Source organism: Microbulbifer maximicatervae (SeqCode), from assembly GCF_052467955.1.
Map to the genome: position 1 here is coordinate 3,649,853 of NZ_CP174329.1, position 25,960 is coordinate 3,675,812.

The window sequence follows — 25,960 nt, forward strand, 5'->3', positions numbered from 1 at the left end:
GATTTTATTTTCTAAGCACGGGCCAGCTCATCCAGATCAACGGCGATATCTCGCCCTTCGTAAACAGCCCACCACAAGTCGATTAGGGGTTTAAGCTTTTCAACTTTTGAGTGCTGTTTTTGCCAGGGTTTTTCATATTGGTAGTGAATGACATGAATACTGTCCCACTGCCACAGCTGCGGTAAATTCAGGTAGAGGTATTGCAAGGCGTTATAGATATAAGGCAGGCCGTGCCAACGAGGAAAAAAGGACTGCAAAAATGTCTGGTCTGTGCGCCGCCAGAAAACCCCTGGTCGATCCAGTTGCTCAAGCATTTTTTGGTAAGTCGCTTCACTCGGCACCGCAGTAAACAATCCCGAATTCATGCGATGAAATCCATCCAAGTCTTCGTAAAGATTGGGCGCTGCACAAAATTCCGGGTAATTCATCAAGTGGTCAATATTGCGCAAAACCAGGGTGTCCGCATCCAGAAAAACAAGCTTATCGAATTGGGTCAATTGCCACAGTGCCAATTTACAAAAGTTATTCAATGGGTCATGGAAAGCGGGCTTACTACCCTTATCAAAGGGCGCGCGCCGGTGCAAAGAATCGCGTTTATGGCGGTGGATAAACTCATCGGAAAAACGAGGCGTATAAACTTCTTTTATCTTACAGCCCGCCGCTTCCAATGGCGCTGCATCACAGCTGTTCGGTGGCACCATACAAATTAACGGATAGGCACTGGCCGTACGATCCAATGAGTGTTTCAGTGCCTGCGCACCTATTACATAATCCGGACTATTGACCAGGGTCACAAAGGCACATCTTGACATAACAATTGGCTCTACAGTCCCTATACAGCGTTATTTACAGCGGCGGTAGAATATCTTCAGGCCCGCACAATAATCTGTCACACCAGCGACTTACCATTTCCTCTACTTGTTTTTGTTCAAAGCAATTCTCATTGTAGATAAAGCTCGAGCGCAACTGCTTTCCAAAGACAGTAATAGATAGATAGATGCCGTACGGCGTTAAGCGCGTCGCCAGGGGGACAATGCGAATTTTCAAATGGTCATTCAATTTGACCCAGTCGGAAGTTTCACCGGTATAAACTGCAAAAAAACCTTCCCGATGCTCCTCTGTTTGCAGGAAAGTCACCAAGTAGCAATGGGATGCATCGAGGTGATGGCCAATCAGGCCGTGAGGCCCAATTGCATCAGCAGCATAAACCGTGCGCATGGCATATTTTATCTCCGCAGACAGGCGCGTGAGCTTCTCCTGCCAGGACTCATCCCTACAAACCATCAGGTTGACATACCGGCACATGGGGCCAAACACTTCCCGATACTCTCTCTTTAGCCGAAGGGATAAATTGCCATTCATCCAAAAAGAGTGAGGTATGAAATCACATAAAACTTGCTGAAATGCGGCTGCTAGATAAGCGAAGAGGTTCACATTCTCCGAGCTGGCCAATGTCTTTATCTGCTCCAGCTCAATCTCATCTATATGCTGGATTACTTCACTACAAATAACCGAGGTCTCTTCCGACTGAGGCAACTGCTCTATCTCATCTTTTTGGGATTGCAACTTTTTTTGCCAAAGATTTCGCGCCTTATGCCCCCTCGGCGATCTCAGATAGGTATTTTCATAATTTACATAATCAGCAAAGTCTGCAGTTTCCACCCTGGGTTGATAATCCTTACCCTTCGCACTATCCAAATAGTGAGTCAAGGATTCAGACCAGAGCAGTGACAAGCTAATCCCATCGGCAATGATGTGGTGACACTTGGTCAAAAAAATGTATTCATCCTCTCCACTGCGAAGAACACTGAGCCCCAACAATTGATCCTGCGTCAAATCCATTGGCGAGCTGCCAAATTGACGCAAAAAGCTCGTGAAGTGAGTATCACTTAAGTGGCGAATGTCGATGTAGTCCAGCTCAATATCTACAAAGGAGCGGACAGCCGGCTCCCCGCTATAACGACAGCGAAAAATCGGATAGGTGTTTACCACCTCTGAAATAGACTTCTTAAACAGTTCAACATCGAATTTTCCTTTGAAAACCATGGCGCGGGTAATCAGGTCGACCAGATCCTTGCGGTGATGCAAGTCATAAATACGCTGCTCAGTGATCGATAGGGGGACCTGAGTCGATAAACTCCAACCGGTCATTCTGATCTCCAAAAATCATTTGCCCGACATGAGATCACTAATGAGCCTGATAAAACTGCACAAGATCATCGGGAACGTTACTTTTAGAATATACAAAACGGTGAAATGACAACGGCGGTATGCTGAAGGCACAGACAAGATTCTCTTGATTTAAGTCACCGGCACGATGCATGATCTCTACAAACTATAAGGGGCAGGAGTTCCATCCAGGTGATCAATAACCTGAATAAACGCGTATTGATTCTCGGAGGCTACGGCAATTTTGGCGCACGTATTGCACAAATGCTGAGTTCTGAGCCCAATATCCAACTGATTATTGCCGGCCATAACAAATCGTTGGCCGACCGTTGCGCCCAATCACTCGGTGGCCTCGCCGAGGGGTTACGACTGGAGCGGGACTCCATCAACTTGGCTGCGCAATTGAAAGCCTTGCACCTGGATTTATTGATCCACTGCGCTGGCCCCTACCAGAGAGAAACCGATTACCGGGTGGCCAAAGCCTGCATTGAAGCCCGCACACCCTACATCGATATTTCAGATGCACGCCGCTTTGTATGTGATTTTCACCGTCTCTCCCCGGCCGCCGAGGCCGCCGGTATCGCCATGGTATCCGGTGCCAGCAGCCTGCCCGGCCTCAGTTCAGCAGCCATAGCTGAGATCCAGAAAGAGCTACCGGTCATTCGCTCCGTGCAGGCGGCAATTGCTCCGGCACACAAGGTAGAGCGCGGCCTCGCCACCGTGCGCTCTGGCTTTGAAGCGCTGGGGGAGAGCTTCCCCCAATTGCGGGATGGGCGCTGGAGAGAATCATTTGCCGGCAATCATCTGCGCTCGGTAACTCTTGCCCATCCAGTAGGAAAACGCTGGCTGTGCGATTTTGAGGTGCCCGACCTGGAATTGTGCCCAAGATACTTGCTAAATTTAAACACAGCACTATTTTCCACGGGGACAGAGCCCCTGATTCTCCAGGCCGGCCTGTCTTTGTGCGCCCAACTCTCGCGCCTAAATTTGCCCGCCACGAGTTCCCGCATCGCACAGATTGCCCATAAATTGAGTGCCCGCTGGCCTGGTGGCAGCTCTCACGGCGGCATGATTGTCCGCGCACTGGGTGAAGATGCTGAGGGTAGGATAGCTGGAAGGCAGTGGCAAATACTTGGAATGGATGGCGATGGCGTCTGGATTCCTGCAGCACCCGCAGTGGCTTTGGCGAGAAAATTCCTTTGCGGTGAAATTTCAGACAGTGGCGCGCGCGCCTGCTGGCAACTATTAAAGCTGGATGAAATTCTGGATGAACTAAAGGATTACTCCATCGTCACTGCCATCGAGTTTTTACCTGCAAAGCAAAATTCACTGCCTGCATTAGCGGCAAGTTAGGGGAAAAAGCCCTTTAGTTGACCTTATCAAGGCAGAACCCTTACAAATGATCTAGGTTCAGTATCGGAACTTTATGTAACGATGCTGAACCTGATTTTATGAGTAGCTCCAACCCCTGGTGCGCCTATTCCGGCCGGAATGGTATAAAGCGCGCGATTATTCCCATTACCGCTCTTATCCTGACCCCATTCTTCTTGGTGCTCACGTTTACAAACAGCGCCTGGTGGCTGGTGGCTCTACTGATTAGCGTTTCACTGGTACTACTGGGAATCTACGATATGCTCCAACCCCATTGGAGCATTACGCGGAACTTCCCGGTTGCCGGCCGCATTCGCTGGATATTCCTGAACCTGCGTCCCTATTTCCGCGCCTATATGGTAGAGGGTGATGAGGAAGGACGCCCTTACAGCATTGAAGCCCGAAGGCTTGTGTATGCCCGCTCCGAAGGTTTTTCTGATATGCATCCGTTCGGCACTGAAAAAGATGTGCAGAGTGAGGAATATACCTGGCTCACTCACTCGGTGAAGCCCGAAAAACATGCAGACACCTCCTGCCGAACTGAAGTGGGCACGGGCCGCTGCAAACAGCCCTACTCCGCCGCCCTGTTAAATATCTCGGCCATGAGCTTTGGCGCTCTGTCCGCCGCCGCAATAGAAGCTTTGAATAAAGGAGCCTCAATTGGCGGCTTCTATCACGATACCGGTGAGGGGGGTATCAGCCCCTATCACCGCAAACATGGCGGCGATCTAGTGTGGGAATTGGGTACCGGTTATTTCGGTGCGCGCAACGATGACGGCAGCTTTAACCCGGATCTATTCCGCGAGGCCTGTAACGACCAGGTTAAAATGACGGAAATTAAATTGAGCCAAGGAGCGAAACCCGGGCACGGTGGAGTATTACCTGGCACCAAAGTAACTCAGGAGATCGCCTCCACCCGGAAGGTTACGCCCGGCCAGGACTGCGTATCCCCCCGCGCGCACTCCATGTTCTCCACCCCCATTGAAATGCTGGAATTTGCCGAACAAATGCGTGAACTGTCCGGCGGCAAACCGGTAGGCATAAAACTCTGTGTAGGGCATATCTACGAGGTGATGGCCATAATGAAGGCCATGCACGAAACCGGGAAACTGGTGGACTTTATTGTTGTAGACGGCGCCGAAGGCGGTACCGGTGCAGCGCCGCTGGAGCTTTCCAACCACGTGGGTATGCCGCTGCTGGAAGGGTTGATTATCGTACGCAATGCCCTGGTGGGGGCGGGCCTGAAAGATAAGGTGAAGCTGGCTGCCAGCGGCAAGGTTTATTCCGCATCCGGACTAGCGCAATGCTTGGCCATCGGCGCCGACTGGTGCAATGCGGCGCGGGCCTTCATGCTTTCCGTAGGCTGTATTCAATCCCAACGCTGCCACACGGATACCTGCCCAACTGGCGTTACCACCCAAGATCCTCGGCGTCAGCGTGGGCTAGTGGTAGATGTGCAAAGCAAGCGAGCGGCGGCCTTCCAGGCAAAAACCCTCGAAGCATTGGAGGATATTGTGGCCGGCGCGGGGCTTACCGACCCCCGAGACCTAAAACCCTATCACATGATCCACCGAATTAATGGCGCAGAATCCAGGCCGATAGATCGTATCTGGCATTTTCTTGACACCAACTCGCTGATCGACGCACCGGAAGATACGCCCTACTGGCACTGGTGGCTGGCCGCACAGGCAGACAGTTTTCAGCCTGCGATCAAGCTCGAAGAAGGCAAGTACGCGTCGATCCGCCGCGCTATTAACCGCTAGCCTCACCCAATCTGTGGAGATTGCTATGCAAACCGTTTCAGAAATTATTGTCGATACACTGGTCAAGGCCGGCGCCAAACGGTGCTACGGCATTGTCGGCGATACCATCAATCACTTCACATCAGCGGTGCGCACTTCCGACTTGGAGTGGATACATGTGCGCCATGAGGAAGTGGGCGCTTTCGCCGCTGGGGGGGAGTCTTACCTTACCGGTGAGCTGAGTGTCTGCGCCGGAACTGCCGGACCCGGCAGCCTGCACTTTATCAACGGCATTTTTGAAAGCCATCGCAATGGCGCCCCGGTGGTACTGATTGCATCCCGCATCGACCGTGCGGAACAGGGGTTCGGCTATCCACAGGAAGTGGACCAGCAAAAACTCTACGAACAGTGTTCGGTCTTCTGTGAAACCATGACCCACCCGGAACAAGCCCGTCGAATGATTGTGCAGGCGGCACAAACTGCGCTTACTCGCGGTGGTGTCGCGGTGGTGCAAATTAGCGGCGACTTGTTCAAGGAGAAAAGCAAAGACAGTCTGCCCTGGTCGGTACATCGCCCTGAATGGCTAGCGCGTCCGTCTGACTCTGAGCTCGACGCCCTGGCAAAGAAAATCAACGCCGCAAAAAATATCACTATTTACGGCGGTATCGGCTGCCGTCAGGCTCACGATGAAGTAGTAAAACTGGGACAACACCTGGCCGCTCCTATTGCCCACACCACCAAGTCGAAAGAGTTTCTCGAATACGACAACCCCTGCCATGTGGGCATGACCGGGATTCTCGGCAATCCCGCGGGCTACCGGGCCATGGAGACTTGTGACCTGTTACTGTGTCTGGGTACCGATTTTGCCTACACCCAGTTCTACCCGAAAAAAGCCACCATTATTCAAATTGATGCGGAAGCGCCGCACCTGGGGCGACGCGCTCCTGTGGATATGGGCCTGGTAGGGCATGTGGGGCCCACCATTGAAGCCCTCTTGCCCCGATTAAAGGCCCGCACCGACAGTACCTTCCTCGATGACCTTCTCGAACGATACAAAAAAGATCGGGAAGAGATGAAAAGCCGCGGCAAAGAAAAAGACCCCAGCCTGATTCATCCTCAATTTGTCGCCCAGACGCTCAACAAGCTGGCCGATGAGGATGCCGTATTCACCGCCGATGGCGGCGCCTGTATGGTATGGATGCTCCGCGACCTCACTGCCAACGGCAAACGCTCATTTCTCACCAGCCTTTCCCACGGCACCATGGCCAACGCCTACCCCCAAGCCCTGGGCATGGCCAAAGCCTATCCCGGGCGCCAGGTCATCGCTATGTGCGGCGACGGTGGTATGACCATGTTAATGGGAGACTTGCTGACACTGGTGCAAGAAAAAATCCCATTAAAAGTCCTGGTATTTAACAATAACTCCCTCGGCTTCGTAGAGATGGAACAGCGCATTGAGGGGCTACTCGACAGCTATACCGACTTACATAACCCGGACTTCGGCCGCGTTGCCGAAGCTTGTGGCATCAGCGGTGCCAGTATCGAGAGTGCGGATCAGCTTGAGGACAGCATGAAGCGCTGGCTCGCTACTGACGGGCCGGCACTACTCAGCGTACCGACGAACCGGGTGGAACTGGTGATGCCGCCGGAAGTTACAGCGCAGCAAGTCACCTCCACCGCACTGTTCGGACTCAAGGCAATACTCAACGGCCGCGCAGATGAGGTGGTAGATCTTTTGCGAGACAATTTCCTGCGCTGAGACTTTTTAGCAGGCCACAACAAAAGGTTTGTGCGGCACTCATGCATCATTTCGGACAGCAACGCCATAACAGCATGCTGGCCCTGATCGCCAGCAGTGAAGTCGACGACAACAGCGCTCCCGGCCGCGCCGCCATAAGGCTACGGGCAGAGTTATCAGAGCGAAAAATTGACGTAATAACAACCACCAGCGGTAGTGATGCCTGCGCCATACTGAGTACTAACACCGCGATCCAATGCCTGCTGATTAATTGGACCCTACCCGGTGAAGCGAAATGCCCCGCCCTGGTTGTATTGGAAGAGCTTCGCGCCCGCAATCCCCAAATGCCGGTATTCCTTCTGGCAGATCAGCAGACTGTCAGCACCATGCCGCGACGGGCCCTGGAATTAGCCAACGATTTTATCTGGATGCTGGAAGATACTCCGACCTTTATCGGCGGTCGCATCCAGAGTGCGATTGAAAGATACCGCCACGCCATTCTTCCCCCCATGTTTCGCGCCCTGACCCACTTTGCCCGGGTCCATGAATATTCATGGCACACACCCGGCCACACTGGGGGAACAGCTTTTCTCAAATCCCCTGCCGGTCGCGCTTTTTACGATTTCTTTGGGGAAAATATGTTGCGCTCGGACCTGTCTGTTTCTGTAACAGAGCTGGGATCGCTTTTGGATCACTCGGGCCCCATTGCCAAGGGAGAGCAATATGCAGCAAAAGTATTTGGTGCGGATCGCACTTACTATGTAACCAATGGCTCTTCGACATCGAATAGAGTGATATTGATGGCATCGGTTACCCGGGGGCAACTGGCCCTGTGCGATCGAAACTGCCATAAATCCGTTGAACACGCTATCACCATGTCAGGTGCAGTTCCAACCTACCTGATTCCCCTACGCAACAACTACGGTCTCATAGGCCCTGTCCCTCCCCAACAGTTGACGGCCAGCTCTGTTGCCAATGCTATTCGGCAAAACCCTTTGTCCAAGCACGCCAAAAATTCCCGTGCCGTTCACGCAGTCATTACTAATTCCACCTACGACGGTCTCTGTTACAACGTGCGCAGAGTGGAAGAACTTCTCGGCGATTCCGTTGATCGCCTGCACTTTGACGAAGCTTGGTACTCATACGCTCGATTTAATCCTATCTATCGAGATCGCTTCGCAATGTACGATTTGGGAGAAGCCGACGCGAAAAATGGCCCGAGCAAATTTGCCACTCAGTCAACGCATAAATTACTTGCTGCATTGTCCCAGGCATCGATGATTCACATTCGCGATGGGCGTAAACCCATTGAGCATGGGCGCTTTAATGAAGCCTTTATGATGCATGCCTCAACCTCCCCACTTTATTCCATCATGGCCTCCAATGATGTGAGCGCAGCAATGATGGATGGACCGGGTGGAAAAGCATTAACAGAGGAGTCAATTGCTGAGGCCGTAGCGTTCCGACAAGTATTGGCCCGTTTGCAACAGGAGTATCGCGATAAAGAAGAGTGGTTCTTCGGAGGTTGGCAGCCTGAGCATGTCACCGATCCCAATAACGGGCACAACTACGCTTTTCACAGCGCCCCAGCAGAACTCCTGTGTCATGAGCCCAGCTGCTGGTTATTAGACCCCGGCGAATCATGGCATGGATTTGGTGATATTGAGCCTGATTACTGCATGTTGGACCCGATTAAAGTATCGATTACCACCCCGGGGATAAACCCTGATGGCAAACTGTCTGCACCTGGAATACCTGCCAACATCGTCAGTAAATACCTGGACAACCTTGGCATTATCGTGGAGAAAACTACCGATTTTACGATTTTGTTCCTGTTTTCTATCGGTATTACCAAGGGTAAGTGGGGCACTCTAATCAATGCTTTACTGGCCTTTAAGCGCGACTTCGATGCCAACCGGCCCTTAAGTGAATGCCTGCCAAACCTTATAAAAAAGTCCCCAGCCTATCGCAATATCGGGCTGCGCGACCTTGCAGACAATATGTTTGCTTCCATGAGAAAATTGCAAACCACAGTGCAAATGTCTGCAGGATTTTCAGCCTTACCTAGAGCTGACTGCAGTCCGGTACAAGCTTATGAAACCCTGGTTCGCGGCGATGTGGAAATGCTTCCGCTAAGCAAGTTACCGGGACGTACCGCAGCCACAGGCGTTGTACCCTACCCTCCAGGTATTCCTCTGCTAATGCCCGGCGAAAATTTTGGCGATGAAGATAGTCCGGCATTGATTTACTTGAGAACTCTGGAAGCCTTCGACCAGCAATTTCCAGGCTTTACCCACGATAACCACGGAGTAGAGGTGCGGGACGGCCACTATCATATTTACGCCCTGCGGGGAGACTCGCCATAGGCTCGCCTATCAAAGAGGAGCATAAAATAGGCCTGGTCCCCTCAACCCTGATGGTTGCAGGCAATATGATGGGCTCCGGGGTTTTTATGCTCCCCGCCAATCTCGCTGCAGTCGGCAGTATTTCTTTGATCGGCTGGTTGATAACCATCGTCGGCGCTATCTCCCTGGCCCTGGTATTTGCCAAGCTCGCCGCTATCTATCCCGCAGCCGGCGGCCCTTACGCCTATGCCCGCCGCGCTTTTGGCGATTACATTGGCTACCAAACCAATCTGGTTTACTGGCTGGCCAATGTAATCGGTAATGTTGCGCTGATTACTGCAGGCCTGGGCTATCTGACCCATTTTTTTCCTCCGTTAAAAGACCCACTGACTTTTGCCATGGCCCAGGTTGCCATGGTCTGGCTGCTGACTTACGCCAATGTACTGGGCCCGCGCACCGTCGGTCGCATCCAATCCCTCACCACCGGCCTGGTTTTGCTTCCAATCCTCGGCACCGCTATTTTTGGCTGGTTCTGGTTCGACCAGCAAAACTTTACCAGCAGCTGGAATGTTTCAGGCAAAAGCGACCCCAGTGCCATTATGGCCAGCCTGACCTTCACGCTCTGGGCCTTTATTGGGGTGGAAACCGCCTCTGTATCCGCCGCAGTGGTAAAAGACCCCACCAAGAACGTCCCAATCGCAACGGTTGGGGGAGTTATCCTGGCTTCTATTGCCTATGTACTCAGCTCATCGGTCATTATGGGGATGCTGCCGAACCAGGAATTAATCAGCTCCTCCGCTCCCTTTGCCGATGCTGCTCGCCTGGCACTGGGAAATACTGCGGCCAATGTCGTAGCCCTGTGCGCCGCTATTGGCTGTATCGGTTCATTGGGCGGCTGGATACTGTTGGTGGGGCAGTCTGCCAAGGCGGCGGCAGATGATGGCCTGTTTGCAGCACTATTTGCCCGCACCAATAACAAAGGCGTACCTACCGGCGGATTAACCCTGGTGGCCGTGCTGATGTCTGTATTGATACTTACCACCATATCGCCAACGGCCAGCCAGCAGTTTGGCAAAATTGCCTCTGTCGCTGTGATTATGACACTGATGCCCTATATCTATTCAGCGGTAGCTTTGCGGGTTTTGGCCTACGGAAAAATGCCGCCTCAGCAGTACGGACTGTTTACTGTGATTTTGCTGATTGCAGCGGTGTACTGCCTTGTGGCCCTGGTGGGATCTGACGGGCAACAAACCCGCTGGTCCCTGATCTTTGTGATTGCGACAGTCATTTTTTATGCGCTAATTTTAAATCGCCGTCGCAGCGTTGAAGAAAAGCACTTTCTACCCGGTGGGCCAGAACCAGCCTGGGTTCACTACTTCACTCTCTTTGCCACAATTGCTACCCTGTGCCTGTTCTTCTGGTTTTCCGTAGGGCAATACCCGGACTTGGAATTGCGCCTGCGCGCACCCAACCCCTCGGGTCATCATCTTGAGAGGCACATTGAACCCTAGACTCAGCGGGTTAGCGCCCTCTCGATGGTTTCTGCGGTAATTTCAGTAATCCCTTGGGAGTTGGATTCACGGTTACCCGCCACATTGAGCGTCTGCGGACGATTCTTGAGGATAAAGTCGCGCACCAGTTGTACTCGATCGGCATCAGTCGGATTGACTACCAAGTGTGGTTTCCCCGATGCCTGGCAGAACTCAATAGTAAACAGGGTACCATCACTACTGGGATTGGTTGTGAAGATAACAGTGGCATCAGAGTTGCGGATATTCTCACGAGTACGCTCTTCCAGATCCGGGGACGTGTTTTCAACCAGCCCAAGCCTTTTCAGAAAATCCGGCCGATCACCGATCTCAGTCCAGTAACCCTGCGGTGCTGTGCCACCGGTGGCAATTCCCAGGCGCTGCACTGCCAGCAAGCCGCCGGTATCCGCCCCTGTCTGACCACCACTGATAATTTTCTCCGGTCGGAAGATCACTTTTCTCCCCCATATCGTTTATCGTCCTACTAGCTCGAGCTAGCAGATATCAAGGCAGCGATAATTGGCATTGAAATTAACGACCGCAGCCACTAATTTATCTCCAACTTTAGTCTGGCCAGCAGCGCTGTGAATTACTATCTGATACTGAAAACACTGCATATCCTCTGCGCCATAATCGTACTCGGCACAGGGACCGGCATCGCTTGGTACACCCTGAGGGGCTGGCTGTCCGGAAATGCCCAAGTTATGCAGTGGGTCAGCCGGGAGACGGTACGGGCAGACTGGATATTTACCGGATCGGCGGTAATTGGTCTATTCGGTAGCGCGATGGGAATGCTGCTGATTAATCCAAGCTGGATGCTGCAAGCCTGGCTGCAATTAGCCGCCGGTCTCAGCGCAACCGTGTTCTTGTTGTGGCTGCCGGTTGTTTACCTTCAGTACCAGCTGCGTAAACATGCCAAAGAAGACGGTAATATAGACAAAATGCGCAAGCTAATGATGGCTTGGTCCCTGCTCGGGGCTATCGCATTTCCCATAACCGTTGTCATTGTCTATCTGATGGTGTCTAAGCCGGCACTATAAGGACTCATGCCTGGCCATTACCTCTTCGCCCCCCTGAGGGTCTTATAGCTCGCTCGATGGCCAATATCTTTCCATTGCCGCTTGAAGTCATCCAGGACGACCCCAGACACGATTTCTGCATTACCTTCCGCACTTTTATCCAAACGGTGTATCGCTTCTTTCTTACATAGTGGAACAATAATCGCCGAGCGTTCATGTCGGTCCATTCTCAACAGACGGCTGCGAATATGCTCTGCCTCACCACCGGTACAACTTGCATCTGTAATCACAAATACATTGGTATCACTGTCCAGGTCCGAGGCTATGGTGCCAAAACCTAGATCAAACTGCCGAAATACCACCCCTTTAAACAGCCCCTCCCCAACTTCCGAACCCGTAATAAAGGGCCAGGCATGTGCCAGGGTCCACAAGTAGGACTTACTTAAGACATATTGCAGGTGCTGATTGCGAACAAGCCCCAACTGGAATTGACGCTCAAAGGTTTCATCATTCAACTTGGCTTTACTGCAAATGGCCTTGGGAATGAGTTCCCCTTTGTAGCTGGTGGTCGGGATAACCACGATAAAATCATCAGCATCCCGCTTTTTCTCCAACGCCTTAAGAATGGTCGCCTGTAGATGTAAGACAAATTCCTCGGTGGTAATTACATCGTGTGGCAGCGCTGCGTTGTCCATTGCCAGGTTCATATAAAGTGTTTCCGCTCTATATGCCTGAATAATCGGCTCCAGCTCTTCTCGACTAAACAACAACTTTTCATCGAGAATCGCCTGCTCATTTATTTTCTTTGCGTAGCAATCTATCAGCAGTTGGTCTGCGGCATAGATACCGAAATTTCCCGAACTGACACAGCGGAAGTATTCCTCATCTTGCATCGACAAAAATCGCTCAACCACAGCCCGGCTTATGTCCCGGCCAAACAACTCATAAAGCGCGTCCTCTTGCCTAGGTAAAAAATATTCTTCCGGGTCAATCAACCGCTGAGATCGTTTAAGAACCACTTAATCACACCTAATTCTTAATCCACTGCCATTAACCCGCATTAACAAATACGAATTATGTTAAACACAACAATTTACAGAGTTGTGCACACTTCATCGAAATCCAACCGAGGGTTGCGCGGATATAATTTGTCAGTTTCGCCATAGCCAAGATTGCACAAGAAATTGGACTTAATATGACAATCGGGGAAGTGCTCCGGCAGAAAAGCCGGTGCTGAGCATTTTTCACTAAAGAATTCCTCATCAACTAATGCGTTATCAAACCCCGACATTGGACCGCAATCGAGCCCCAGGGCCCTCGCCGCTAAAATAAAGTAGCCTCCTTGCAAGGAACCATTGCGAAATGCAGTAACCTCGGCGTATTCGGGGCTATCGGCAAACCATTCCCGCGCAGGAGTCTGGGGGTAGAGCTCCGGAAGGTGTTCATAAAAGTGCATATCGTAAGCAACAATGGCAGTCACCGGAGCCCGCATAGTTTTTTCAATATTTCCCTCATTAAGCGCTGGCTTTAGCCGCTCCTTAGCCTCCTTACTTACAACAAACACCAATCGCATAGGGCAACAATTAGCACTGGTGGGTCCGAATTTGACCAAGTCGTAAAGCTGTTTCAAAACCTCTTTTGAAACCGGCTTATCCTGCCAATGACTATGGGTTCGGGCTTTGTTGAATAGCTGGTCGAGCACCTCAGAGGAAACAGGTTGCATAAGAGCTACCCCAAAATAACTTCGCTGGTAACAGTTTAGTTTGCGCCAGACATTTCAAAGGAGCAGCAGAATCATTAGAAGATGGCAGGCCATCACTAGGTAGGTCACGATGCTGCGGGTGCGAAAGTACTGATCCCGCCCGGGCAGATTGGGGTTCAACCGGGCCTCGGCCCAGACCACAAAACCGAAAGCAACTAGTAATACCGGTAGCGCCCAAGTGGTGCGAAACATCAGCAGCGCCACCCACCCCACCAACGTCACCAGGTTACTCAGTAGCGCTAAAATCATCCTATGCGGATGCCCCACTTGATTGAGTGCAGCACCCCACCAAACACCGCAAAGAAAACTCAGAATCACGGCGCTGTAGGCGGTGAACAGCAGGCGCGGAGTCACTCCCCAAAGAGAAAACCCCAACCACTGCATAATGATTCCTGCGACAAATGGAATCAAACCAAGGTAAGCCAGCCAGTCAAACAGCCGCGTATCTACTGGTGGGTAGTGATGGATGTCAGTGTCCATGTCGTCTAAGCTTCCAAGTCAAAGACAGTTTCGTCTCAAACAACAAGCTTAGCGGCAGGAGCAAGCAGCAATGGATGCCGAACAGAAAATTGACGTCAAACAGGCGCTGCGGGTGTTTGATAGGGCGACAAAGGAGGGGCGCAAGGAAGGTAACGAATGGCATTACCAGGGGCTGGCAGTCAGCACTGACTTTGACGGCTATACGGTTTTTATCAATTCCCCCAAAGTGAAACTCACCATATTTTTTCACAATAAATTTTCTGTGGATTCCACCAGCAGTAAAGAGCTTGAAGAGTTTATTCGGCTATTGAAAAAGCTTGATTCAGGATAAGAGAAAAGAGCCTTGGAACCTCAAGCAGAGATAAATTTTAAACACCGAAATGAGACACGTTGAGAGTAACTCTTCGATATTCACTAAAAGAACACCGCAAGCACGAATGGAGACACTATCCGCCACCAAACTTAAAAAACCAAACGCATCCGGTTTAAAATTACAGCCTAATACTACCGCAGTTATCTTCCAGATAAATTGATCATCTCATGGACTTATACAGCTGGCACAGAGTTTTGAAGCCCAGCGAAACATTACCCCATCATTTCACCCAAAGTCCGCTGGGCTAAATGTCAAACCTCTCCCAGTAGAATTTTAATTATTGCCCCAAGAATATTAGCAACATTATCTGTCACTGCACCAGACACATCACTTTCAGCCGTTAACATGTCTACTGAAAAGGTTTTCCCTTCTTCAGATACCTGAGAGTGAATTACATCCTCATGTATTGACCCAGCAAAACATACGCTGACGGTTAAAACCATAAAAAACAATTTATATATAACTTTCATTAATATTCTTCCTAATTGATCAAGTTATCCATCTTCCTATCGTCCCACCCTCCAAAAACCTCCCTATTTTTGGAGTATCCACATTAATGCATATTTGAACAGCCTTCAAACCTATTAGATTAAACCTGCGGCTGCCAATATCCTCTGAATCATATTCAAACTCCCTAAAACCTAAAAGGCATCAACACCTCCAAAAGATTCAGAGTTATCACTGGGATACGCGCCTAGTACTTTTCTACCAAGTCTAAAAGCATAGGACCACCACCTGCCAACATGGTGGAATTGTGTTTAAAAAATCCAATATTTGGGTATCCATAACCAGATATTTCGTCAAACACCAGTCCCAAATAACACCATCCCCCAGCCTCCCTTTAATATCAACCTTTACATTTCATTGCATGCAAATATTTTTTAACATCCTCAGGAGCCAATAAACAATTACAGCTTTGAAATAGCTTGCTCCTAGCAACATCATTGGTCACACAAAAGATCATCTTGAGCACCAATACTGATTCAGAGTTAGCTATATTGATGTTCAAACAGCAAAATATAACCTTTTTCGCCAGAGTAAAGTTGGAAGCTTGCCATGTCTTTTTTTCAGTCCTTCTCGAGGAAGGCCAAATAGCCTCACACCCTAACAGAACTCTTCAATGGCTTTATTGATACAACCTTCTCGCCAAGGATAAATGTAAATCATGATCATATCTACTGGAGAGCGTCCCAAGATCTTTATATTTTCTGCAAACTAAAATACTACGGCGTCTAAGTGATCAACCCCACTGTGAATACCGTTTTGCTTTATGAGATCTTGTGCAAAATTATTGAGTAAAGCACGGGACAGCCTTGCCTCTGTGCTTCTCTCAGCATCTGTATATTTCTTGGAAATGAAAGATAGTTTTTCCATTACTTACATTTTCTGGGGGAGGAGGGAAGAAATACCGGGCTACCTGGTACAAACTCACCATAACAATCATCCTGACTGATCATTACGCTCCTCAATCTTCAGTGCTCCAAGATCGTCGAATGCGGCCCCTGCAGTAACACCAATAGGTTTACCGCCCCAGGCTTTCCCGTTTTGGTGCATTTCTCAGGTAGCCTAAAAACTTCCTGAAATTAGCCCGTTGCCTAGTATCCCTCTCTTAATATGTCTTTAAGCGGTTTCATTAGCCCTTAATGCACTACAAAAAAGCATCCAAAGAGCCACTTTCGTCTTCCTTGAATCACTCAGACAAAGATGCCCATAAACCACTTATGCTCTCTGATTACAGAATAACTGTTTGAAAATAAAAGCTAATTAAGAAACGGCACTTAAACCTTCAAAAGGCGGCACTCAAAAACTGTACTTCCACACATTGGCTCTAAATTATAATTTTTACGGAAGGATGGTCAGTAGAAATCACTGTGCAGTACATATCTTTTTCAAGATTGTGGCCAACAGGGTATTGATGAACAGCCCCTAGTGTACGAGTTTGACCTTCTAGCGAGCTTACGATAATACAGCTTACAAATACCCTTTAGTATTAGTTTACTACCGCTCACCCAGCTTACTTATAGCGTTTGATCAGTTGATATCGTCTTGTACCGGCGAGATCCCAAAGAGGCCTGTGCTGATTTTTAGAGCACAAACGTAGAGTCAGGTCGGGTCGGGTCGGGTCGGGTCGGGTCGGGTCGGGTCGGGTCGGGTCGGGTCGGGTCGGGTCGGGTCGGGTAAAGGTAACAGAACTACCAAGCAGCCCTACGATAATTCCATAACCAACGATTAGCGCTACTGCCGGTATGACCCCATATAGTGAGCTTAGGCAGCAAGAATTCTGGTGTTATCACTAAAGAATCAGGAAGCTTGTAGCTAATAAACATCAATTCGAAAGCTTCCTGAAAATCTGAGCCACCTTAGCAGGCCAAGCGAGAATTACTGCCCTGCACTCTCCGGCACACCACTGTGAAAGCGGAACTGTCCATCACTGCCTTCCACTAATTCCTTTTCTTTCTCCAGCAGTACCTGAACCCTAGATTGAATATCTTCATCGGAAGCCTTCTGGGCAAGATGTAGGTAATCGCGGAAGTGACGCGCCTCAGATTTAAGCAGGGAGAGATAAAACTTCTGCAACTCATCATCTAACTGAGGCGCAATCCGTGCAAAGCGCTCGCAGGAGCGCGCTTCGATAATAGCGCCACAAATCAGCGTGTCGATCAGTCGCCCCGGCTCTGCGCTGCGGACTTCGGCACGAAGGCCCGCCGCGTAGCGGGAGGCACTAACGTGGGGGTAGGCGATACCGCGCTTCTCCATAATCGCCAGCACCTGCTCAAAGTGGCGCAGCTCTTCGCGAGCCAGACGCGACATTTTGTTCAGCAGCTCAAAGTCATTCAGATAGCGAAACATCAGGTTCAGGGCAGTACCCGCCGCTTTTTTCTCGCAGTTGGCATGATCGATCAGCATCATTTCCGGCTCCTTCAATGCAGCCTCCACCCAGGCATCGGGCGTGGGACACAGCAGGAATTCATTGATAGCGGACAGATCTGGGACTTGAGCATTCATAGGGCGAACAAACTTAACCGGAGCAAAATAACTTGGCGCGGGATTATAGCGGCCCCAAGCCACAAACGCCCGCTTTTAAACCACCAGCGGGCACTACTCCCCCGACTGACAAACCGGGGCTGCAATTATCCAGGAAGGTCCCTAGTGATAAATACACTCAACTTGATAACGATTTATTAAGTGCATTAATATAAAAGTCACTTTTTATCCGGCATATCTGATGAATGACTACAGAACCCAGGCAAAAGCTATCCCGCCGCTATTAGAAAATATCCATGGCGCCGCCCAAGCCCTGAGAGAATCCCTGGAGTTGCTGCAAAATGCCGAGAAACCCTGGCAGCACTATCTACTTCAGCCCCCTTTCGCACAGGATGCCGCACTCAGTCTCAATCAGAGCTTTGAACGCCCCTATTCACTGTCAGGCGCTCTCTACTCGCAACTCGACTATCTGGAGCCCGTTAGCGCCGGAGGAGATGCCCGCGCTACTTTACAAGTACCAGGTTTATTGGCGGTACCGACCAAAACCCTTGAGCTTGCCCAACAACTCAATAACCACAAAGAGATCTTTGCCAAGGCTATTGCCGAACTTCGCAGCGCCCTAGCGGAGCGGCCAGTAGCTGAGCAGGATCGCACTGTGCGGGAAACCCTTGCGGATGCTGGGTACCCCCGCGCACATCTACGCCAATGCTATCGCCTAGTGTTGATGTGCCCGAAGCGGCCGGATGCCATCACCCTTTCATGGATCAAGGCGCGTAAATCTATTCGCAAGGTCACGGTGAAATGGTGTGAAAAGAAGTTGGTACAGCTGGACCCTCAAGGGTCCGATCCCGGTATCCAATATCAGCGCCAGCTACTCGCCGGGCTACACAAAAGCCAGCAGGAGGATTTACGCCAGGTGCAGGTACAGAGTCGCCCCAATCTCCAGGTAGCGGAAATCTTCTATGGGCATGAGCTAAGTGAGGAAGAGGAATATCATCAGGTCGGCTATTCCTCCATGCCGATCCTGGTAGAAGCCAACGAAGCCGGGCAGCTGCCTGAATTCACCCGAGTTGACCACCAACCGAGCTTGAGCCGGCGGCGCCAGCGGCGGGATCTGGCAATCGCCAGCGAACCCTTTCTACCGGCGCTCAGAGTATTTTTGCGCCAGCAGCGCTAAATCCAAGCCCCCCAAATGGGGCTGCCATCAATTTTTGAACCGTCCTAGGTAATACCAGGCGCCACATAGCGCTGGTAATAGGCGACAGACAGTGCGTAAAAATCCTCATCAATAAGGCGGCGAATTTCCACCAGTGGAACACCGCGCGCCTGTGCGGTGAGTTGCAACCCAAAAGCCTTGAGGTCCGATATCTGGCTGGCCCCTGCCCTCAACAGTTCGAACACCCAACAGTAGGGATTTTGACTTTCATCAAAACGGACCCGCTGGTGATGAAGCTGCTCCAATAGCAGCTCGCGATCCACGATCTCCAACTGGCTGCGCACTGCGTTCACCAAATACCCTTCTCGGCGCTCGGCAATTACCCGGCGCTGCTCTTCACTGTAGGCATTCCAATCAATCACCTCATGTGCAAAGCGCTTGCAACCACGGCAAACATCATCGCCAATTCCCGTGGAGCAAACACCGATACAGGGCGTGCGAACCTTCTTATACATTAACTATCCGACCAACCTATTTATGCCGCCCGCGCGGCCTTCAAATTGCGCGTAGCCTATTTTGTTTCCGCCGCCAAGAAAAGGGGGGAAGTACCAGCTGCCAAACTACTAAAATTCACCCAGTAAATAGTCATAATTCACTTAAATTATTGATTTTTCGATAAACTTAACAGCAGTAGGGCTTTCCTGTAGTATTCGCCCCCCGCCATCAGCGGCCTCGAAAAAAAAATCCCGGCTGACAGTTAATAGATCGGGAATTCCACCCGCTGTAGGTGCCACCCCACACACCAAGAGGGACTTATCAGTGCTTGAAGCCTATCGCAAACACGTCGCCGAGCGCGCCGAACAAGGCATTCCGCCAAAGCCATTGGACGCCGAGCAAGTCGCCGGCCTGGTTGAATTGCTGAAAAATCCGCCAAAAGGCGAAGAACAGGAACTGGTTGACCTGCTCACCCAACGCGTTCCGCCGGGCGTTGACGAAGCCGCTTATGTTAAAGCAGGTTTCCTGTCCGCCATTATCAAAGGTGAAGCAGAATCCCCGCTGATCGATCGCAAACACGCTGTAGAACTGCTGGGCCAAATGCTGGGCGGTTACAACATCTCCACCCTGGTCGAGCTGCTGGACGACAAAGATCTGGCCGAACTGGCTGCCGAGCAGCTGAAAGGCACTCTGCTGATGTTTGACGCCTTCCACGATGTGGAAGAGAAAGCCAAAGCCGGCAACGAATTCGCCAAAGCGGTAATGCAATCCTGGGCAGACGCTGAGTGGTTCACCAAGCGCAACAAAGTACCCGAGAGCATCAAAGTTGCCGTATTCAAGGTAACTGGCGAAACCAACACTGACGACCTGTCTCCGGCACCGGATGCCTGGTCTCGTCCGGACATTCCGCTTCACGCGCTGGCCATGTACAAAATGAAGCGCGACGGCCTGGAGCCAGAGGAAGCAGGTGTTACCGGTCCGCTGAAGCAGATCGAAGAAGTTAAAGCCAAGGGCCTGCCCGTTGCTTTCGTTGGCGACGTAGTAGGTACCGGTTCCTCCCGTAAGTCCGCCACCAACTCCGTGTTGTGGTACTTCGGTGAAGAAATGCCTGGCGTGCCCAACAAGAAAGGTGGCGGTATTTGTATCGGCGGTAAAGTTGCCCCGATCTTCTACAACACCATGGAAGATGCCGGCGCACTGGTATTCGAAGCCCCCGTTGACGAACTGGGCATGGGCGACGTTATCGAGATCCGCCCTTACGACGGCAAGATCCTGGCCGAAGACGGCAAAGTCCTGTCTGAATTCCAACTGAAGTCCGACGTACTGCTGGACGAAGTTCAGGCTGGCGGTCGTATCAACCTGATCATCGGTCGCGGCCTGACCGGCAAAGCCCGTGAAGCCCTGGGCCTTGCGCCTTCCGAGCTGTTCCGCAAGCCTGAACAACCTGCCGACACCGGCAAAGGTTACACTCTGGCGCAGAAGATGGTTGGTAAAGCCTGTGGCGTTGAAGGTATCCGTCCGGGCACCTACTGCGAGCCGAAAATGACCACTGTGGGCTCCCAGGACACCACTGGCCCCATGACCCGTGACGAACTGAAAGACCTGGCCTGCCTCGGCTTCTCCGCCGACCTGGTAATGCAGTCTTTCTGTCACACTGCGGCCTATCCCAAGCCCGTTGATATCAGTACCCAGCACACCCTGCCGGACTTCATCATGAACCGTGGCGGTGTTTCCTTGCGCCCGGCTGACGGCATCATCCACAGCTGGCTGAACCGCATGCTGCTGCCGGACACCGTAGGTACCGGTGGTGACTCCCACACCCGCTTCCCCATGGGTATCTCCTTCCCGGCAGGTTCCGGTCTGGTAGCTTTCGCCGCCGCTACCGGCGTTATGCCGCTGGATATGCCTGAGTCCGTACTGGTGCGCTTCAAAGGCAAAATGCAACCAGGCATCACCTTGCGCGACCTGGTTCACGCCATCCCTCTCTACGCCATCAAGCAGGGCCTGCTGACTGTTGAGAAGAAAGGCAAGAAGAACATCTTCTCCGGCCGCATCCTCGAGATCGAAGGCCTGGAAGACCTGACTGTAGAGCAGGCATTCGAGCTGTCCGACGCCTCCGCCGAGCGCTCCGCTGCTGGCTGTACCATCAAGCTGTCCGAAGACACCATGTCTGAGTACTTGCGCTCCAACGTAACCCTGTTGCGCTGGATGATCGCTGAAGGTTACGGCTCCAAGCGCACCCTGGAGCGCCGCGCGCGCGCCATGGAAGAGTGGCTGGCCAACCCGAAACTGATGGAAGCGGACGCCGACGCCGAGTACCTGGAAGTGATTGAGATCGATCTGGCCGAGATCAAAGAGCCAATCGTATGTGCTCCGAACGACCCGGACGACGCACGCCTGCTGTCCGACGTTGCTGGCGACAAGGTAGATGAAGTCTTTATCGGCTCCTGTATGACCAACATCGGTCACTTCCGCGCTGCCGGTAAACTGCTGCAAGAACACAAAGGTGGCATCTCCACTCGCATGTGGATCTCCCCGCCCACCAAGATGGACGAGCACCAGTTGATGGAAGAGGGTTACTACAACATCTACGGCTCTGCCGGTGCCCGCACCGAAATGCCTGGATGCTCCCTGTGTATGGGTAACCAGGCACGTGTGGCACCGAATGCCACCGTACTGTCCACCTCTACCCGTAACTTCCCCAACCGCCTGGGCGATGGTGCCAACGTGTACCTGACCTCCGCTGAGCTGGCTTCTGTAGGCGCCATCCTGGGTAAACTGCCAACTCCGGCTGAGTACCAGGAATACGCACAGAACCTGGACTCCATGTCCAGCGAGATCTACCGCTACCTGAACTTCGATCAGATTGAAGACTTCCAGAAGTCTGCCGAAGAAGGCAAGCGCATCGCCGCGACTGAGATCCAGGAAGTGAATGTCTAATTGACAGCCTGATCCAGACCAAAAGCCCCGCTAACTAGCGGGGCTTTTTTTTGCCTATTGGAAAGATCTCCGCTTGCCCCAGCACAAAAAAATAACTTTTAAGCTGGCGCGCATTACGTCTACATGGCTAAACAACAAGCTCTAGAATCTAGCCGACTATAATAAACTCCGAATCACGAGAACAAAATTCGATTGCCGGCTTTCCGTCAGCAATCAATGAGCACTCACTAGATTTCTCTATATCTAACTATAAGAATACGCTTCCATGCCAACGCCCGTAAAACAGCTAGCTTCCGAACAGGAAACAACATCACTCCGTGAGCACACTTTTTGGCTAAGGTGGCGAGATCGCTGGATATTTTTTTCTCAAAAACTAAGAAGAAAAACCCTCAAATATGCCAAGCGCCTATTCAATATCATCATGCGTAGGTACCGCCATTTTCCCAAATTCCACTATCCGAGCAGTCGTTCCCCCTACCCCAAAACTACGCCAGTCAAATCTCATAAAGCCACAACAAATAGAACCCAGACCTTTGTTCTCTACAGAGTCATCGGCAACGACTTAGCTCCCCGGCATAGTGTGGGACAGTCCCGCAAGAATCTTGAATTTATTTTGAAGCATGAGTCGGCACTCGACGACTGCGAAAAAATATTTATCCTCAATCGAATAGTCGACCCTAATGAAGAAGTAGCCATCATTAAACTACTCGACAACTATCAACAGACTTTTCTCAAAATCCCCTTTAGCTGGGACGACTACCGAAAAATAGAGTGGAATATCCTCGATCACCCTATCAGCTATGCCCCCTACAAATTAAAAGACCTCCGATTACGCCGGGACTTAGCCGTTCAGGCAGAGCTGAGCCTTTACCGCCATAAAAATAATTATGTAATGAATAATAATGGGGCCAGAAATCTCGCCCTCCAGGACGGAAAATCAAAAGCAGACTGGATTTTACCCTGGGATGGCAATTGCTTTGTAACTCCAAAAGCCTGGCAAGCAATAAAGCAACAAGTACTCAACAACAATGCTTACCCCTACCATGTTATTCCAATGGCAAGACTACTGGATAACCAATCTGTTCTGAGTGAAGACTTCGAACCAAACCCCACAGAAGAGCCTCAGATAGTGTTTCGATCTGATAGCAGAGAGATTTTTGATAGCCGCTACTGCTACGGCAGGCGCCCCAAGGTAGAGCTTTTATGGCGGCTAGGCGTATCGGGGAAATGGGACGAGTGGGCAATTTTCCCATGGGATCTCCCCTGCCCGGATTACTCGGAAGCCGCGGGCCACTATACTCAGGGAGGCTGGGTAGCCAGACTATTTTCCGGAAAACCGCACCTGGAGCGAACAGATCAGCAGTCCAGCCGGGAGCGAGGAACGACTCGCTCTGAAGCTATCCTTGCCATGCTGGATCAACTCGATGATTCCAGCTTCTGCGCCGATACAAGCGCCTCTGGCAGCAAGTTGGCCGGTACAAACAGGCGCAACCCTTCCTATCTAATGCTACTAAGAGAGGCCACGCAAAGATCGGTAAGAGCAAAACAGAGGGCACGGCCCACTTCGATTAATAGCTTGCTTCAGGATTTGATCATTGTCGCCCTTGCGCAATCCCACTGCTCTAAGCCCGAATTCATTCAATTTATCGACAATAACCTTATCAAGCTATTCCCCCACAAACATGAAACGAAATACAGCAAACAATTACAATCTGTAAATCCCAACCTATTGGTCCACACCCTCTCCACTTTAAAGGAACTTAAACAAGAACAACAGATTCGTTTAATAGGGGTTGAGCTATTAGACCACCATCTGGAGCAATACCTTAGCTGGTTGATAGATTGTCATCGAGGGCAATCAATGCGTCCAAAATTGGGGCATCTTGGCACACAGTATGATTTGCAAGTTGTAGCTTTAGCGCTCTATCTCAATCAAATACAAACTGCCAGAAAAACTCTCAGGGACTCCCGCTTCCGAATATTGGAGCAGTTTGATCACTCGGATAACCAAGTATCGAAAACCAAGAGTAAAAATAGTGTTCATTATGAATGCCTCAATCTTCAATCATGGATTTATCTAGCCGAACTCGCTGAAACAATGGATGAAGATCTCTGGAACTTCACGGCAAGAAATAGGGCTGGCGTCCAACAGGGAATAGATGATTTTCTACAAGCATTCGAAAACAACAAGGGCGCCAAGTATTTTGACCGGCAGAGGCTGGCCCCAATAGCCTCTGCTTACAGACAACACTATGGAGAGCTAAAAATAGAACTTAATGCCGCACCAATCAGTCAATGCAAACCTGTATTCCCAATTGAAACGGGAATTTTCCCATTTTGGAACTTCGGCAAAGAAGTACAAACTTTACCTTTAAGGGGTGCCGATCAATTAACAACTGAAACGGAAAAATAGACAACGGATAGATTATTAATAATCAAGCTTCAGGATTTTTATCCTCGACAAATAAAATGCAAATAATAAAAGCAAACATGGCGAGATAGGCATTTACAGTAAATGCATATTCAATACCCGTTGGCATGTCAGTGGCCATCGCCACTATCGTTGTATTCAACCCTAATCCTACGGCACCACCCGCTATTTGAAACATAAAAATGATTGCACCCGCTAAACTTGCCCTACTGCTATCAACAACCGTTATAGCTACAGTTGTAATGGTGGAATTGAACAAACCAATACCAGCACCCAATATCACAAGCCCGGGAACCAAAGACATATATTGAGTATCCTTGTGGATATGAGATAGAAGATACATTCCCAGCGTCATCAATAAAGTAGCTGCCGATACTATCTTCTTTGCTCCAATCACATCATATAGCTTCCCTGCCAGAAAGCCGAAAACGCTAAAGGAGAGCATCATAGGGATCAGCCCCATACCCGCCTTCATTGCCGAAGCACCTCGAACATGGGTTAAGAATTGGGGAATAAAAAACAATCCTGCAAAGAAAAGTGCTGAAATCAATAACGTAGCAATAGAGGCGAAGACAAACCGTTTATTTCCAGCCACATCCTGCGGAATCAAGGCCTGAGCCGCTACTTTTTTCTCAACAACAGTGAACAGGCAAATAAACAGGAAAAAGGCGGCTAAAAGACCGAGAACCAATGGACTTTTAAAACCGACATCAACAACAAGATCAAAAGCCAGCAACAAGGCAAATAAAGCCATCGACAGGAAGGTGATTCCAGCGTAGTCAATGCGCTCATCGCAAACTTCTGGAGAGTCATCAGGAATCACTCTCCAGCAAACATATAAAGCAATTGCCGATACCGGCAGGTTGATAAAGAAAATCCATCTCCAACTGGCATAATCGGCCAGGGCACCACCCAATAGTGGTCCAACTGAATTGGCAATACCGCAAACAGTAATCACCAGTCCTCCAGCCAAACCCGCTCGCTTTTCAGTCATCAGGCCATAGGTCATACCCAGGATCGACGGCCACATCATAGCCCCTCCAATCCCCATCAGTGCCCGGGATATCAATAACATTCCCATATTAACTGCAAGCCCACCGATAAGTGAGAACGCCATAAATAGCAGGGTTCCAATAAAGAATACCCTCCTCCTGCCATACATATCGGCAAGGCGCCCACCTGAAATAATCAGTACTCCAAAGACTAAGGCGTAACCATTAATGACCCACTGGGTCGTTGTAAGGTCAGAGTGGAACTCGTGCTCCATTGCCGGCAGCGCGGGTGAAAATGCTGTAAAATCATTGGCGACAAGGAAAATGGCAAGAGACAGAGCCAACATTCCAAGGTATAAATTCTTATCTAAGAGACCCTCTTGCCTTTCCATGACGCCACCTGTAATTACATATATATGAACCTATTGATATA

General features: G+C 50.5%; 20 protein-coding genes. 10 read left to right on the forward strand and 10 right to left on the reverse strand.

What is annotated here, in order from left to right; genetic code table 11:
• Positions 1 to 11: 11 nt before the first annotated feature.
• Entirely contained in the window at positions 12 to 812 is an 801-nt protein-coding gene (locus tag ACJJI5_RS15715) for a glycosyltransferase (RefSeq protein WP_444914177.1), read from the reverse strand.
• A gap of 34 nt (positions 813 to 846) precedes the next feature.
• Positions 847 to 2,151 (reverse strand): condensation domain-containing protein, encoded by a 1,305-nt coding sequence (locus tag ACJJI5_RS15720; protein WP_445354579.1) that lies wholly within the window; start codon positions 2,149 to 2,151, stop codon positions 847 to 849.
• A 210-nt stretch (positions 2,152 to 2,361) separates the two neighbouring features.
• Between ACJJI5_RS15720 and ACJJI5_RS15725 the strand changes: the two genes are divergently transcribed.
• From ACJJI5_RS15725 to adiC, 5 genes are all read left to right on the forward strand, one after another.
• Positions 2,362 to 3,522 (forward strand): saccharopine dehydrogenase family protein, encoded by a 1,161-nt coding sequence (locus ACJJI5_RS15725; RefSeq protein ID WP_445354580.1) that lies wholly within the window; start codon positions 2,362 to 2,364, stop codon positions 3,520 to 3,522.
• 98 nt (positions 3,523 to 3,620) lie between these two features.
• On the forward strand, positions 3,621 to 5,303 hold the full coding sequence (locus ACJJI5_RS15730) for an FMN-binding glutamate synthase family protein (RefSeq protein WP_444897783.1): 1,683 nt from the start codon (positions 3,621 to 3,623) through the stop codon (positions 5,301 to 5,303).
• Positions 5,304 to 5,328: 25 nt separating this feature from the next.
• Positions 5,329 to 7,041 carry a thiamine pyrophosphate-dependent enzyme gene (locus tag ACJJI5_RS15735; RefSeq protein ID WP_445354581.1) on the forward strand — a complete coding sequence of 571 codons (1,713 nt, stop codon included), beginning with the start codon at positions 5,329 to 5,331 and terminating at the stop codon, positions 7,039 to 7,041.
• A 41-nt stretch (positions 7,042 to 7,082) separates the two neighbouring features.
• Complete coding sequence (locus ACJJI5_RS15740; RefSeq protein ID WP_445354582.1) at positions 7,083 to 9,386, forward strand: Orn/Lys/Arg family decarboxylase; 2,304 nt, start codon at positions 7,083 to 7,085, stop codon at positions 9,384 to 9,386.
• An 8-nt stretch (positions 9,387 to 9,394) separates the two neighbouring features.
• Positions 9,395 to 10,876, forward strand: coding sequence for an arginine/agmatine antiporter (gene adiC, locus ACJJI5_RS15745; RefSeq protein ID WP_445356321.1), 1,482 nt, complete (start codon positions 9,395 to 9,397; stop codon positions 10,874 to 10,876).
• Positions 10,877 to 10,878: 2 nt separating this feature from the next.
• Here the strand turns inward: adiC and ACJJI5_RS15750 are convergent, their stop codons facing one another.
• Complete coding sequence (locus tag ACJJI5_RS15750; RefSeq protein WP_445354583.1) at positions 10,879 to 11,349, reverse strand: YpsA SLOG family protein; 471 nt, start codon at positions 11,347 to 11,349, stop codon at positions 10,879 to 10,881.
• Positions 11,350 to 11,478: 129 nt separating this feature from the next.
• On the opposite strand from ACJJI5_RS15750, the gene ACJJI5_RS15755 reads away from it, so the two are divergent.
• Complete coding sequence (locus tag ACJJI5_RS15755) at positions 11,479 to 11,934, forward strand: DUF2269 family protein (RefSeq protein ID WP_445354584.1); 456 nt, start codon at positions 11,479 to 11,481, stop codon at positions 11,932 to 11,934.
• 17 nt (positions 11,935 to 11,951) lie between these two features.
• Here ACJJI5_RS15755 and ACJJI5_RS15760 read toward each other — a convergent pair whose 3' ends face one another.
• From ACJJI5_RS15760 to ACJJI5_RS15770, 3 genes are all read right to left on the reverse strand, one after another.
• Positions 11,952 to 12,932: a hypothetical protein gene (locus tag ACJJI5_RS15760; protein ID WP_444907840.1), complete on the reverse strand. Its 981-nt coding sequence runs from the start codon at positions 12,930 to 12,932 to the stop codon at positions 11,952 to 11,954.
• 74 nt (positions 12,933 to 13,006) lie between these two features.
• Positions 13,007 to 13,636, reverse strand: coding sequence for a malonic semialdehyde reductase (locus ACJJI5_RS15765; RefSeq protein WP_445354585.1), 630 nt, complete (start codon positions 13,634 to 13,636; stop codon positions 13,007 to 13,009).
• A 54-nt stretch (positions 13,637 to 13,690) separates the two neighbouring features.
• Positions 13,691 to 14,155 carry a DUF3429 domain-containing protein gene (locus ACJJI5_RS15770; protein ID WP_444917663.1) on the reverse strand — a complete coding sequence of 155 codons (465 nt, stop codon included), beginning with the start codon at positions 14,153 to 14,155 and terminating at the stop codon, positions 13,691 to 13,693.
• A gap of 70 nt (positions 14,156 to 14,225) precedes the next feature.
• Between ACJJI5_RS15770 and ACJJI5_RS15775 the strand changes: the two genes are divergently transcribed.
• On the forward strand, positions 14,226 to 14,486 hold the full coding sequence (locus ACJJI5_RS15775; RefSeq protein ID WP_413662543.1) for a DUF3081 family protein: 261 nt from the start codon (positions 14,226 to 14,228) through the stop codon (positions 14,484 to 14,486).
• A gap of 293 nt (positions 14,487 to 14,779) precedes the next feature.
• On the opposite strand, the gene ACJJI5_RS15780 is transcribed toward ACJJI5_RS15775, so the two are convergent.
• Together ACJJI5_RS15780 and ACJJI5_RS15785 are read right to left on the reverse strand one after the other, a co-directional pair.
• On the reverse strand, positions 14,780 to 14,998 hold the full coding sequence (locus ACJJI5_RS15780) for a hypothetical protein (RefSeq protein WP_445354586.1): 219 nt from the start codon (positions 14,996 to 14,998) through the stop codon (positions 14,780 to 14,782).
• A 1,909-nt stretch (positions 14,999 to 16,907) separates the two neighbouring features.
• Entirely contained in the window at positions 16,908 to 17,534 is a 627-nt protein-coding gene (locus tag ACJJI5_RS15785) for a MiaE family protein (RefSeq protein WP_444925343.1), read from the reverse strand.
• Between the two features lie 220 nt (positions 17,535 to 17,754).
• On the opposite strand from ACJJI5_RS15785, the gene ACJJI5_RS15790 reads away from it, so the two are divergent.
• The gene (locus tag ACJJI5_RS15790; RefSeq protein ID WP_445354587.1) at positions 17,755 to 18,690 is read left to right on the forward strand and encodes a hypothetical protein; all 936 of its coding nucleotides are present in this window, start codon (positions 17,755 to 17,757) and stop codon (positions 18,688 to 18,690) included.
• Between the two features lie 44 nt (positions 18,691 to 18,734).
• On the opposite strand, the gene ACJJI5_RS15795 is transcribed toward ACJJI5_RS15790, so the two are convergent.
• Positions 18,735 to 19,184, reverse strand: a complete 450-nt coding sequence (locus ACJJI5_RS15795; RefSeq protein WP_413662547.1) for a DUF1289 domain-containing protein — start codon at positions 19,182 to 19,184, stop codon at positions 18,735 to 18,737.
• A gap of 304 nt (positions 19,185 to 19,488) precedes the next feature.
• Here ACJJI5_RS15795 and acnB point away from each other — a divergent pair, with 304 nt between their 5' ends.
• A complete protein-coding gene (acnB, locus tag ACJJI5_RS15800) occupies positions 19,489 to 22,104 on the forward strand; it encodes a bifunctional aconitate hydratase 2/2-methylisocitrate dehydratase (protein WP_445354588.1) in 2,616 nt (871 codons plus the stop codon).
• 265 nt (positions 22,105 to 22,369) lie between these two features.
• Positions 22,370 to 24,517 carry an alginate lyase family protein gene (locus tag ACJJI5_RS15805; protein ID WP_445354589.1) on the forward strand — a complete coding sequence of 716 codons (2,148 nt, stop codon included), beginning with the start codon at positions 22,370 to 22,372 and terminating at the stop codon, positions 24,515 to 24,517.
• A gap of 22 nt (positions 24,518 to 24,539) precedes the next feature.
• Here the strand turns inward: ACJJI5_RS15805 and ACJJI5_RS15810 are convergent, their stop codons facing one another.
• On the reverse strand, positions 24,540 to 25,919 hold the full coding sequence (locus tag ACJJI5_RS15810) for an MFS transporter (RefSeq protein WP_445354590.1): 1,380 nt from the start codon (positions 25,917 to 25,919) through the stop codon (positions 24,540 to 24,542).
• Between the last annotated feature and the right edge of the window lie 41 nt (positions 25,920 to 25,960).